The organism is Alicyclobacillus kakegawensis NBRC 103104 (genome assembly GCF_001552655.1).
GTDB lineage: Bacteria > Bacillota > Bacilli > Alicyclobacillales > Alicyclobacillaceae > Alicyclobacillus_G > Alicyclobacillus_G kakegawensis.
Map to the genome: position 1 here is coordinate 53,374 of NZ_BCRP01000011.1, position 13,305 is coordinate 66,678.

A 13,305-nucleotide genomic window follows, 5' to 3' on the forward strand; every position below is an offset into this window, starting at 1 on the left:
TGTCAATGTCTTGAAGGAAATCTACCCTAGTCGCTGCATGAAAACAGAAGGGAGCATGCCTGGAACCCTCTTAACGATAATCCAGAATTGTGTTATTTTTAGATCCGAACGTCGCTCAAACAGTCTGTCTGGTGGTGTTGTCGCTCGGGTGTTTCAGATTACAACTCCACCGCAGGCTCTGCTGAAGGAAGCCTGTCCACTTTCCTGGGTGCGGTCTCCCTAAGCCCCAGCCCCGCAACCATCATAGCCACACCGCCAATCCCGGCCAGCCACAGGGGAGCGGCGAGACTGGTTTGCGACGCAACAGCGCCTGCCACAGTCGGCATAATGGTACTGCCAATGATCTCACCGATGGCGACGGAGATGCCAATGGCTGCGCCAGACAGCTTATGCGGCACGCTCTCACTGGGAACGGCTGCCGTGACCAATGGCGCGGCGCCACCACCCGCGTTGAACAGAATAGCACCTATGGTAAGCAGCAGCACACTATTCCCAAAATATACGAACACAAACGGCGTCAGGGCCCCAAGAAGTCCACATGCCAAAATGGTCCATCGGCGACCGACATAGTCCGAGAGCCAAGGCGCACCAAACGTCCAGAGAAAGCCCGCAATGCCGCCAATGCCAAGTATGAGGCCGGACTGGGTCTTACTGATATGAGCGACTTCGACGAGGTACTCCGAGGCAAAGGTGTTCGTGAGCATTAGCCATGTGATCATCCCGGCCGAGCCCAGCATGGAGAACCAGATATTTCTATACTTCAACAATTCCCCATAGGCATGGTGTTCTCGCTTTTCCACCACCCTCTCCTGTGGCTCTCGCACAAATTTCCAGACAATGAACCCCATGATGATCCCAGGGATACCCACTAGAAAGAATGTCCACCTCCACCCAACATGGGCCGCCAACTGTGTGGAGATGATGGGAGCAACACCCATGCCAACCAGAGCACTGGCCGACATCGTCAGTCCAATATTCAAACCGCGCCTCGCAGGAGCCGACTCGTCCGTGACAGTCGCGTAAATAGTGGCGGTTGTAGGGCCTTCGGCGACCCCCAGCAGTGCACGGAAGGCCACCATTTGAACAAAGTTCCGCGCGACAGCGCTGAACCAAGAAAATACGGAAAACGTAAATATCGCCGGAATCAGTATCTTTTTTCTGCCAACGAGATCCGATATCCGCCCGAATATGGAGGATGACAATGCCCATGTGATGGACAAAGCTGACGTGAGCATGCCAATTTGAGTAGCCGTCAGCCTCAAATCAGGAGCAATGAAGGGCATCATGTACAAGATGCTCATACGATCCATGAATAGCAGTCCCCATACGATAAACCCGCAAACAACGATTATGATCTCATGCTTCTTCACCCCACATCCCCCCCCAACAACAGGTTGCGCAAGCGTGCCGGCATTTGCACCGACACGATATTGCCGTTGTTGATACGGACCGTGACCCTGACCTCGTACCCTTCTGCAATGAGTGTGTCCTGGTGATATACCTTGTGTTCTATTTTGATAGACTTCTCAGACAATATTGCCGGACGCGATACGATCCGTATCTCATCTTCGAACTTGGCGGGCCTCCTGAACTGACACTTTGCCTCCACTAGAGGCACGCCAATGTCCTGGTTGAACAATTCTGACAGCGGCAATCCAATGGACTTGAATAGTTCTGCCGTCGCCTGATCCATCCACTTAAAAAAGTTAGGATAATATACGATGGCGGCCGCATCCGTGTCCGCCCACGCGACCTGAAAGATAAATTCAAATTCTCGCGCTTTCATTCAGTCCTCCAAAGGTGAAAGCCTTAATTTACTGTATCTGAATGACAGGTTTTATCACGGAACCTGTTTGAGCGTCATTGAATGCCTCGTCGATCCTGTCGAGGGTATATACTTGGCACAGCTTGTCAAAGGGGAAACGTCCACTTCTGAAAAACTCTACAAGTCGCGGGATCAGCAATTGAGGCGGAGCGTCCCCTTCCACTACTCCAATGACAGACTTGCCCTCGGTCATGATATCTGCCGTCATGTTGAACGTAACGTCTCCCGACACCCCCACGATGGCTGCCACGCCCAGAGTTCTCAGTCCCCTGACCGCTTCCAGCACAACCTGAGAATTACCGGTCGTCTCGACAGCAAAGTTACTCCCTCCGTTAGTTATCTCCTTCACAACTGAGGACACTGGATTGTCGCGACCATTCACCACATGGGTAGCTCCCAGTTGCTTTGCCGCCGCCAACCGACTCTCTATGACGTCGACTGCAACGATGGGAAAACAACCAGCTAGTTTCGCGGCCATGACAGCGCTCAGTCCGACGGCGCCGCATCCGTACACCGCTATCGAATCCCCGGCCACTGGGCGCAGCTTGCTCAACACTGTTCCCGCTCCGGTGAGAATTCCACACCCCAGCGGAGCCAGCAGGGTCAGTTCAACGTCCTCGGCTACTTTTACGACATTGCGCTCGTGTACCACAGCATAAGTCGCAAATGACGATTGACCGAAGAATTTCGATACGCGTTGGCTGCCCTTCATAATCCCGGATCGCTCTTCGGACACCTCCCCTATGAAGTTCAGAGACACAAATTTGGTGCAATAGGCTGGACGGCCAGCCAAGCAATTCTCGCAATCCCCGCATGACGAATAGGTGAGTACGACGTGGTCTCCCGGCCTGACCGTTAAGACACGAGAGCCCACTTCTTTTACGATCCCGGCCCCCTCGTGGCCCAAGACTGCCGGAAAGGAGACGGGCATTTCCCCCGCCTTGGCAATCGCATCAGTGTGGCAGATGCCAGAAGACACCATCTTCACGAGCACCTCGTGCGCTCGCGGCCCGTCGAGTTCAACTTCCTCGATCTGAAATGGAGCATCTTTCTCATATATCACTGCCGCCCGCGCCTTCATCGCCATCCCCCCATAATCGCCGGCTGGGACCTTCATCGAAGGGTCATCCTTTTGCGAAAAACGGATACTCGGCGTAGTTCTGCAGAACACTGACCCACTTTACCGTCGTGAATTTGTCCAATGCCCACTCTCCGCCAAACCGCCCGACACCGGAAGACTTTTCACCACCAAAGGCAACATGTGCCTCTTCGTTCACCGATTGATCATTCACGTGAATCATACCCGTCTGAATCTGCTTCGCGACATGTACCGCGCGCTCCAAGGAAGAGGAAAAGACAGACCCACTCAAGCCGTACATGCTGTCGTTCGCAATCGTGATGGCCTCAGACTCATCTTTCGCCCGCAAAATGGGGGCGACCGGCCCGAAGATCTCATTCTGGGCCACTGGCATGTCATTCGTCACCTCGGTCAGGACAGTGGGATGCATGACATTCCCCTCCACCGAACCCTTCAATACACAGTGGGCTCCCATCCGGACGCTTTGCTCCACATCCCGCTCAATTCTTGTCACCTGCTCGTGGTTGATGAGCGGCCCAATCATGGTGCTCTCACTCCATGGGTCTCCCACCCCTAATTGGCCTACTTTGTGCAGAAATAAGTCCAAAAAGTCATCATAAATACTGTCGTCGACAATGATGCGATTTAACGCCATGCAGATTTGTCCCTGATGCAAGAATTTGCCCACTGCGGCCGCTTCGGCTGCCCGTTCAATGTGTGCATCGTCAAGGACAATCAGCACGTTGTTTCCTCCCAATTCAAGGGCAACATCTTTTAAGTATCTACCCGCGATCTCAGCTACGTGACGCCCCACCTCCGTGGATCCGGTAAACGAAATGAGACTTGGAATCGGGTGACTGACAAACGGATCGCCAATCTCGGAACCTTTTCCTACTACTACGTTCAGGACACCAGCTGGTAATCCCGCTTCTTCAAAGAGACTGGCGATAAGCAATCCTGCAGTCACCGGTGTCTCCGACGCGGGTTTCACCACGACGGTGTTCCCTGTCGCTATGGCGGGAGCGATAGATCTCATCGCAAGAACCAACGGGAAATTCCAAGGACCAATGACGGCGACCACCCCTTTGGCGGACCGGTACACTCTGTTCTCGCGCCCCGGCACATTGGAGGGAAGTATTTTTCCCGAGACCCGGTACGGAAACGTGGCGGCTTCCCGCAGTGTGTAAATGGTGGCTTGCCATTCAATGTTGGCTTTGGCCAGTGTGCTTCCTCCTTCTTCCACAAGCCATTTCACAATCTCGTCCCTACGTCGAATCATGCCGTCAATCACGCGGTTCAAGATATCCTGTTTATGCGCGGGAGTAGTAGCTTCCCAGTCCTTCTGGACGCTCTTGGCCGCCTCATAGGCCTGATTCACATCGTCCACACTGGCACAGACGATCGTTTGAATAATGTCTCCCGTGAACGGATTGCGATTGACAATGGTTTGTTGGCTCGACCCTTCCTGCCACTTACCAGCTATGAACTGCTTGGAATACTGTGTTGCTCCGTTCATGCTTTCATCACCCTTCTTGATTGGCGAAAATACTGAATTCTAATTGCGAAGTTTGACTTGCGCACAGAAACAAGTTGCATTCATCCACATCAATCAAACACGGATAGATGAAGCACGAATTCTTCTATGTTCTCACCCCTCGATACCCCAGCTTCAATTTGCTCACTAGCTCCGGCTTAACTACTTTCCCACTGGGGGTCATCGGGAGATCCTCCACAAAGTACACCCGACTGGGAATCTTGTAGTCCGCAAGCTTGGTTTTCAGAGATTCCAATATGTCTTGCTCCGTACAAGATATTCCCGGCCGCAGCTTGACAACAGCGCACACCAGCTCGCCCATCACATCGTCTGGCACACCAACGACAGCACACGCTTCCACGCGATCATCTTGCGATATCATACCTTCCACTTCTTGCGGGTAGATGTTATACCCACCGCGAATGATCATCTCTTTCTTTCGTCCCAAAAACTTAATGTAACCGCTATCATCCAATACCCCAAGATCACCGGTATGGAACCACCCCTCCCTGTCGAAGTTCTTCTTAGTCTCTTCCGGGGAGTTGTAATATCCTTTTAGGATGCCATATCCCTTACACACAATTTCGCCAACGCTCCCGGCAGGAAGCACATGTCCCGCCTCATCGACAATTTTTACCTTAGTGCGGTCCATTACTTTGCCCACCGTTGTCATAATGGTCTCCACGTCATCATCATACAAGGTCTGTGTAACCGTTCCGACTTCCGTAAGCCCGTAACCCACCATAATCTTCATGTTCAACACTTCCTGAACCCTCTCCACCAGTCCAGGAGGAACGGGAGCGCCACCAGTTAACCCACACCGCAAAGATGATAGATCAAATGATTCACGTTCTGGGTGATTCAATTCCATGATAAACATGGATGGGACAGCATTCCAGACAGTAACCCTTTCCTTCTCAATCAGCTCCAACGTGCCCTTGGCGCTGTATCGCTCCTGTAGAATAATTCTTGACTGAGCGTATAATGCAGCCATCAGGCACGATCCCATACCAAAAACGTGAAACAACGGGAGGTTGATTAAGAAAACGTCATCGGCTGTGCACCTCATGGCCGTCGCAACACCGACAGCTCCCATGGTTAAGTTGCAATGAGTGAGAATGACACCCTTGGGGAGCCCCGTAGTCCCAGACGTGTACAAGATGCAAAATGTATCTTCCAATGGATCTATCGTGACGGCTGTAAAGTCCCGGCCGGCTTGCATGCTCATCAGGACGTCATAGGAGAGAGCGCCGTTCCATTCGGATCGAACAGCTACCACATTCGGTACTATCCTCTGGATGAGGTCCATCCCCACGCTTTGTTCAAATTCCTTATTCGTGAATATGAGCTTCGGTCGGCAATCCTTCAGAATGTGTTCAATCTCATGCAAGCGATATCGCGGATTTAAGGGAACAAGGATTGCGCCCATCTTGCAGACGGCAAAATAAATGGTCAGAGTCTCGATCCAGTTAGGCAACACGACCGCCACTCGATCTCCGCGATGGACCCCTTGAGCTATCAATGCGGAGGCAAGTTGATCACTTTCTGCATCCAATTGTTCGTACGTCAATCGCCTGTTTCCGTCGTACAAGGCTTCGCGAGTCGGCCGTGATGCCACCGCGCGCTTTAACAGTTCCACGAAACTCGGTGCCGCATCCGCCTGTTTCATCCTGTTCACCTCCTCAAATCTAGAGTCTCTCCCAAACAACCGCTATCCCTTGGCCGCCTCCGATACAAATGGCGGTGACGCCGATCTTCTTCTTCCTCCTGGCCAGTTCATAGAGCAGCGCCAAGACGATCCTGCCTCCCGTCGCGGCCATCGGGTGGCCCAAGGCAACGGCTCCTCCATTGACGTTGGACAGATCGGGATCAAAGTCGAGTTCTTTCAAACAGGCCAAATATTGAGCCGAAAATGCCTCGTTGATCTCCAACAAATCCACGTCAGCCAGGCTTAGATTCGCTTTGGACAGGGCCGCTCGGATTGCAGGAACAGGCCCAATGCCCATCACAGTGGGTTCAACGCCTACCACTCCCCAGCTGACCAGTCGCGCTATTGGACGCAATCCTCTCTCCTCGGCAAATCGCTCCGACACCAGAACCACAGTGGAGGCCCCGTCATTCACGGGACTAGCATTGCCCGCGGTGACAACCCCCCCTTCCTTGAAGCGCGGACGCAACCTGCTGAGCTTTTCCAATGACGTGTTTCTGGGTTGTTCATCCTCGTCCACGATAGTCTCTCCGTATTTGTCTGACACAGTGACAGGGACGATTTCTTGACGAAGATAGCCTTTCTCCTTGGCTTGCAAAGCTCTTTGGTGACTGGACAAGGCGTGCCGGTCAATCTCCTCGCGAGTCAATTCATATTGCACTGCCAGGTTCTCAGCCGTCATGGCCATAGTGCAACCAGCGTACGTGTCGGTAAGGCCCTCCCACAATACATCCTCGAAGACGCCACTGCCACCGTATGGGATTCCCCACCGAGCCCTGCGCAGGACAAAGGGAACCTGACTCATGTTCTCTGTGCCCCCTGCCAGAACTACGGTCGATTCGCCGGTTTGAATCAGCCGTCCACCCTGAATCATGGCCTCCAGGCCGGACCCGCAGAGTCGATTGATGGTCAAGGCTGGCGTCTCAATGCGCGCACCCGATTTGAGCGCAACGTGCCGAGCCAACAGGTGCGCGTCCTTACTTGATTGATAAGAGTTGCCAATGACCACCTGGTCGACTTCCTGTGCACTGACTCCCGACCGGGCCAGAGCCTCCTTAGCTGAAATTACGCATAAATCCGTGGCCGATACTTCACGCAGAGCACCACAAAACTTCCCGAACGGCGTACGGGCGCCTTCAAGCAAAACAACACCGTTTGAGGCCATGGTGTAACTACCTCCCAGAGAACTGTGGCTCCCTCTTTTCGCGGAAGGCCGCGAGTCCTTCTTTCCGATCCTCACTCAAAAAGGCAAGCAACGAGCATGCGTCTTCAATATAGAGCGCGTCCTGCAGGCGCATGTTCATGCCAACATTCAAGGAGCGCTTCAGCATGCGAATGGCCATTGGCGACTTTTGCGCCAACCGATTCCCCCATTCCAGCGCGGACTCTCGCAACGCGTGCGCTTCCACAACACGGTTCACCAAGCCAAATTCCATCGCCCGACTGGCGTCGACCCTATCGCCCAGAAGCATCATCTCTTTCGCGCGCGGATAGCCTATCAAACGAGGCAACCGCTGGGTTCCGCCTGCCCCAGGTATGATTCCCAACCCGACCTCCGGAAAGGCGAACTGTGCAGTGTCCGAACAAATCCGTAAGTCACAAGCGAGCGCCAGCTCACACCCGCCTCCAAAGGCCACCCCATTCACCGCAGCGATGACGGGCTTGGATGAATGTTCAATGCTACCGAACGCCGTTCGTGCTAGCTCTGAAAATCGCTCCAACCCACTGTAATCCAGACCGCCCATTTCCTTGATATCGGCCCCGGCTGAGAAAGCTTTTTCACCTTCACCCGTCAATACCACGGTACGTATCGTGTCGTCGGACTCCATCCGAATCATCATTTGCTGCAATTCTCGAAGTATCGTGCTGTTGATAGGATTGTAGGGAGGTCTGTTCAACGTAATCAGGGCGACCCTGTCGTACACTTCACAACGAACCTCATCAATTCCACTACTCAATGTAGGAAAACCTCCTAAGGCAAAAGGGATGACAACTCTGTTCAATATTCATACCAACCCGCACCCGTCTTTCTCCCCAACCTTCCTGCCCTCACTAACCTCCGCAGCGACTGAGGGGCAGCATATCGATCATCTTTGAATTCCTCGTAAAAGTAATCCATGACACTCAGCCCGACATCCAGTCCGCCCATGTCCTGTAACGCAAAAGGCCCCATCGGATAATTCAAACCCAGCGTCACGGCCTTATCGATGTCCTCAATGGAGGCTACTCCTTCTTCCACCAGCCGTATAGCCTCTATAAATTGAACGGTCATAATTCGGTTTACAATGAAACCCGGGGTATCTTTTTTCACCACAACCGGGGTTTTTCCCAGTTGTTCAGCCAAATCGACCGCTCTGCAAACGCTTTCATCGCTGGAATGGTACCCTCGAACAACCTCCACCAGCCTCATCACTGGAGCCGGGTTAAAGAAGTGTATGCCTACCACCTTGTCGGGCCTTGACGTCGCACGCCCAAGCAAGGTGATAGAGATCCCGGACGTGTTCGACGCGATAATAGCGTTTGGATGCAGCACCTGATCTAGCTTGCTGAACATATCCTGTTTCGCCGACGGGTCTTCGATGATAGCCTCGATCACCATATCAGCCCCAGATATACTCTCCAACGTGGATGTGACATGGATACGGTCTAAAGTTTCTTTGCCTTCTTCGACTGTCAGTCTGCCTTTCTCAACGCTGCGGTTAACCGAGGCCCGAATGCGCTGAAGAGCGTTGGTCGCCAATTCTTCTGTGATGTCCCACAGCACCACGTCCAGGCCCTTGGATGCTGCCAATTGCGCAATTCCACTGCCCATTGTGCCTCCGCCAACGACTCCTAACACTCACGACGGCCCCCTTCTAGTGGATTGAACTTCGCGATCGAACGGTTTATGACTCTGTTTCACAAATGTTGACACCATAATTGAATTCTTTATTGTTAACAATTTGATTGTACATCCAGCCTTGCTTTTAGTCAATCAAATCATGAGATTCCGTAGTTCACCTGGTGACGAGACGCCACCGGCGATGGCAGAAATCGCCACAGACAGGATGATCCCGCGTGGTACACGGCGGTCGGCAGGAACGGTTTCTTCGAACACGTGTGCGGATGCGTCATATCCGGTGAAGGTGTACTGGGCGGGCAGCAAGCCTCTCAAAAATCCGAACCATCCCCCAATCATCCACCGCCTGGCCGGACGGCGGCATGCGCCGCCAAACCGACTCCACATTCCATAGTGACATAGGCTCCGCGAGGACCGCGGCACTCAGGCTCACAGCTCGTCCCAGTTCAGGTTGGCCGACTTGGTGTAGCTGGTCACCTTCTGCTCAAAAAAGTCGGTCTTGGTCGAGTTGATGGCCGCGTATTGGTCAACCCAGCGCATGGGGTGATCCGTGACCGCGGGATAGAGCGGGTGAAGATCGAGGGACTTGAGACGCTGGTTGGCCAAATATTTGATGTAGCGGTCAATCAGATCGTCACTGAGGCCGGCGATCTCGCCCGCGGTCACGTATTGACCCCAGGCGATTTCGTGCTCGACCGCCTGGGCCATCATCGCGCGCAGTTCCTCAACCAGGTCGTCCGTCACCAGCTGCGGGTTTTCCTGCCGAATCTCCTGGAAGATATGGCGGAACAGGGCCAGGTGTGTCAGTTCGTCGCGCTGAATGTACTTGATCTCGGACACGGTGCCGAGCATCTTCCCCTGGCGGCCGAGGGCGAAGAAAAAGCTGAATCCGGAATAGAAGTAGACGCCCTCGAGGATGAAGTTGGCCATCACCGTCTTAACCAGGTTCCTGTCACTGGGATCGGCGATAAATTCCTCGTAGCGGTCGGTGATGAACTGGTTGCGGCGGAGCAGGTGTTCGTCATTTCGCCACTCGTTGTAGATTTGGTCCCGCACCTGGGCGGAGACGACCGAGTCGAGGATGTACCCGTACGACTGGGAGTGCACCGCCTCCTGGAAGGCGTGCACGGTCAGGCACAGGTTGACCTCGGGGGCGGTGATGTACTCATTGATGTTGGGCAGGTTGTGCGTCTGGATGCTGTCCAGGAAGATGAGAAAGGACAGGATTTTGTTGAACGCCCGCTGCTCTCCTGGCGTCAACTGTGGGTACTGGCGGGCATCGTCCGCCAGGGCAATCTCCTCGGGAATCCAGAAGTTGCTCATCATCGCCCGGTACATCCGGTACGCCCACTCGTACTTGATGTTGTTCAGCTCAATCAGGTTGGTGGTGTTGCCGCCGATGATGCGTCGTTTGCCCCAGTCACGCTCTCCGGCTTCGTTGAACAGCTTGGTTCGCTCCAATTGCATGGCTGCATGCTCCTTCCGCTTGTTGTACGTCGTCGCTCACGCCGAGCAGGCGGCGCAATCCTCCACTTCGAGCGACTTGTTGCGCACGTAGTAGATGGTCTTCAGGCCCAACCGCCAGGCCTGCAGGTACAAATCGAGAAAGTCGCGGACATGGATGTCCGGCGTGATGTACAGGTTGAACGACTGGGATTGATCAATGTGGCGCTGGCGCACCGCGGCCGCCCGGATGCTCCACGTTTGGTCGATGGTGTGCGCCTCCTTGTAATACCAGAAGGTGCGCTCGTTCAGGTTGGGCGCGGTCTGGGGGACGACGCCGTTCTTCTTCTCCTCGAGGAAGAAACGGGCGAATACAGGATCAATCCCGGCGGTGCTGCCGGCAATCAGGCTGGTGCTGCTGGTCGGCGCGACGGCAAACAGGTAGCCGTTGCGCAGGCCGAAGCGGGCCACATCCTGGCGCAGGCCATCCCAATCGGGGCCGCCAGGGCGCGTACGGTACCCGCGCAGGTCAAAGTAGGCGCCCGTTTGCCAGTCCGATCCGTCAAACAACGGGTACGCCCCCTTTTCCTGGGCGAGCCGCATCGACGTGCGGATCGCAAAGAAATTTATCCACTCGAACAGCTCATCCGCGGCCTGCAGGTGCTCCTCCGACTCCCAACGGATGCCCCGCTCGGCCAGGTACTGATGGTAGCCGCTGATGCCAAGCCCGACGGCGCGGTAACGGTGGTTGGTGATCTTGGCCTGCGGCACCGGGTACTCGTTTTGGTCTATCACGTTGTCGAGCATCCGCACCTGCCGTTCGACAACGCGCTCGATGTCCGCCAAGTCGCCGCAACGCCCGAGATTGAGCGAGGACAGGTTGCAAACCACGAAGTCCCCGGCTTGATAGCGGATGACGATGTCGCCCTCGTCGGTCGTCTCCTCCACCACCTGCATGGGGCTCATGTTCTGCACGATCTCGGTGCACAGGTTGCTGCAGTAGACCATGCCGGCGTGCTTGTTCGGATTCATGCGGTTGGCGGTGTCGCGGAAGAACACAAACGGTGTGCCGGTTTCAAAGGCGGACTGGAGAATGCGGCGCATGACGTCAATCGCCGGCACCTCCACCCGGTCGAGCTGCGGGTGGTCGATGCATGCCTGGTAGCGGCGCTCAAACTCCTCGCCCCAGCTGTCTTCCAGCCGAAAGCCCAGCACCTGCTCCACCTCGTACGGACAGAACATGTACCAAGCGTCGCGCCGCTCCACCCGGCGCATGAACTCGTCCGGCACGCAGACGGCAGGGAAGATGTCGTGTGCCTTCATCCGTTCATCGCCGTTGTTGGTGCGCAGCTGCAGAAAGTCGAGGATGTCCTTGTGCCACACATCCAAGTAGACGGCGGCGGCACCCTGGCGCATGCCCAGCTGGTTGCAGCTGACCGCGGTGTTGTTGTAGTTCTTGATCCACGGGATGACGCCTCCGCTGGCCCCTTTGTGGCCGCGAATGGCCGCGCCGCGGGAGCGGATCTTGCCGACGTAGATGCCCATGCCGCCGCCGTGTTTGGATACACGGGCGAACGCTTTGTCGGTCTCGTAGATGCTGACCAAGTCGTCCTGCGGCATGTCGATAAAACATGAGCTGAGCTGGTGGTGCCGCTTGCGAGCGTTGCTGAGCGTCGGGGTGGCGACCGTCATCTTCAGGCTCGACAGAACGTCGTAGAACTCCTTGGCGCGCTGGACCTTGTCCACCTCTCCCAAGGCCAGGTGCATGGCGACGCCCATGAACATCTCCTGGGGCATCTCCAGCAGTTCCCCGTCCAGGCCGCGAATCACATACCGGTCCAAGAGCTGCTTGAGCCCGACGTAGGTGAACAGGAGATCCTGCTCGGGCTTTAGGTACGCCTCCAATTCCGCAAGCTGCGCCCTTGTGTATCCCTGCCGGATGTATTCTCCGTAACGGCCGATTTCCTCCAGGTAGCCTATCAAACCGGTGAAGTTTTCGTATGCTTCACCGGCGATGCCGGCACGCTCCCGATTCTCGCGCACCTGCCGCTGGCTCCTATAGAGGAGCAGGCGGGCAGCCACATACTGCCAATCCGGGGCATCGACCGACGTCTGTTCAACCGCAGTCTGGATGACGAGATCCATCCAGGCGTCGACGGAAGCCTGCGCGGGCGCCTGGGCCCGGATGAGCGGCCACAAGGTCTCCGGCTGGCAGGCGGGAAACGCGTCACAGGCCGCTTCAACCAGGGTGGTCACCTCGTCCGGAATCCCTTCCGTCCCTGCGTCGATGGTGGCAAGATGCGGCAGTGTCGTATCTTGCAGCATCTGAATCCTCTCTCCCTCGGTATAGTGATGGATTTTTCCGATCCCGCCCGCAGACGGCGCCCCGGCGCCAATCCCTCGCCCAGCCATGTAAAAACCCCATCTCCGGGTGGAGAATGGGGTTGAGTCGGCGACACGCGACCTGGTTCTGCCGGATATGGTCTATTCAGGAATCACCAGCCGTCCCCAAGCCACCCTAAGCCCACCGGCTGCGACCAACGGCCGCAGGCCGGACGACCCGCAGGATACGACCGGATGCCAGCAAGGTGCACAGGTCAGATATGGTGTTCGCCCTCTCCCATCCTCGTGAGAGATCCGCTGGGCACGAGCTCTGGCAGGTCTTCGGACTTGGGCTTCATGCGCCAAGACCCGCCTTCCCCGGCTAGCGCCGAGTGGCTGAAGCGTCTGTCTGCTCCGCATGGGTCTTGGCCTCCACCTCACCGCGGCGGGACCGTTCCGGATTTGCACCGGATTCCCTTTTCAGCCCAACTGGGCACCAGAGGCTCGATATTCGTTTGTGGTGTGAGTATATCACTATATATAGTGCCGATCAAGG

General features: G+C 55.5%; 11 protein-coding genes and 1 riboswitch. All 11 genes read right to left on the bottom strand.

Translation table 11 applies throughout. The features are described from left to right. Positions 1–158 precede the first annotated feature (158 nt). The 11 genes from AK2_RS10060 to AK2_RS10105 all read right to left on the bottom strand — a co-directional run bounded on the left by AK2_RS10060 (position 159) and on the right by AK2_RS10105 (position 12,839). Positions 159–1,370, bottom strand: coding sequence for an MFS transporter (locus AK2_RS10060; protein WP_067933907.1), 1,212 nt, complete (start codon positions 1,368–1,370; stop codon positions 159–161). Further along, entirely contained in the window at positions 1,367–1,786 is a 420-nt protein-coding gene (locus AK2_RS10065; protein WP_067933910.1) for an acyl-CoA thioesterase, read from the bottom strand. Before AK2_RS10065 ends, AK2_RS10060 begins: the two co-directional genes overlap by 4 nt. 28 nt (positions 1,787–1,814) lie before the next feature. After that, positions 1,815–2,906 carry an NAD(P)-dependent alcohol dehydrogenase gene (locus AK2_RS10070; protein ID WP_067934038.1) on the bottom strand — a complete coding sequence of 364 codons (1,092 nt, stop codon included), beginning with the start codon at positions 2,904–2,906 and terminating at the stop codon, positions 1,815–1,817. 43 nt (positions 2,907–2,949) lie between these two features. Continuing rightward, positions 2,950–4,419, bottom strand: a complete 1,470-nt coding sequence (locus tag AK2_RS10075; protein ID WP_067933912.1) for an aldehyde dehydrogenase family protein — start codon at positions 4,417–4,419, stop codon at positions 2,950–2,952. Between the two features lie 124 nt (positions 4,420–4,543). Continuing rightward, the gene (locus AK2_RS10080) at positions 4,544–6,106 is read right to left on the bottom strand and encodes a class I adenylate-forming enzyme family protein (RefSeq protein WP_067933914.1); all 1,563 of its coding nucleotides are present in this window, start codon (positions 6,104–6,106) and stop codon (positions 4,544–4,546) included. A gap of 19 nt (positions 6,107–6,125) precedes the next feature. After that, entirely contained in the window at positions 6,126–7,310 is a 1,185-nt protein-coding gene (locus AK2_RS10085; RefSeq protein WP_067933916.1) for an acetyl-CoA C-acetyltransferase, read from the bottom strand. Positions 7,311–7,317: 7 nt separating this feature from the next. Then, positions 7,318–8,103 carry an enoyl-CoA hydratase/isomerase family protein gene (locus tag AK2_RS10090; RefSeq protein WP_169794770.1) on the bottom strand — a complete coding sequence of 262 codons (786 nt, stop codon included), beginning with the start codon at positions 8,101–8,103 and terminating at the stop codon, positions 7,318–7,320. A gap of 41 nt (positions 8,104–8,144) precedes the next feature. Continuing rightward, entirely contained in the window at positions 8,145–8,984 is an 840-nt protein-coding gene (locus AK2_RS10095) for a 3-hydroxyacyl-CoA dehydrogenase family protein (protein WP_281180644.1), read from the bottom strand. Positions 8,985–9,119: 135 nt separating this feature from the next. After that, a complete protein-coding gene (locus AK2_RS16500) occupies positions 9,120–9,371 on the bottom strand; it encodes an amino acid permease (RefSeq protein ID WP_083521070.1) in 252 nt (83 codons plus the stop codon). Positions 9,372–9,413: 42 nt separating this feature from the next. Then, entirely contained in the window at positions 9,414–10,451 is a 1,038-nt protein-coding gene (locus AK2_RS10100; RefSeq protein WP_067933919.1) for a ribonucleotide-diphosphate reductase subunit beta, read from the bottom strand. A gap of 36 nt (positions 10,452–10,487) precedes the next feature. Further along, on the bottom strand, positions 10,488–12,839 hold the full coding sequence (locus tag AK2_RS10105) for a ribonucleoside-diphosphate reductase subunit alpha (RefSeq protein WP_245632857.1): 2,352 nt from the start codon (positions 12,837–12,839) through the stop codon (positions 10,488–10,490). A 227-nt stretch (positions 12,840–13,066) separates the two neighbouring features. Continuing rightward, positions 13,067–13,265: riboswitch (cobalamin riboswitch) on the bottom strand. Positions 13,266–13,305 lie beyond the last annotated feature (40 nt).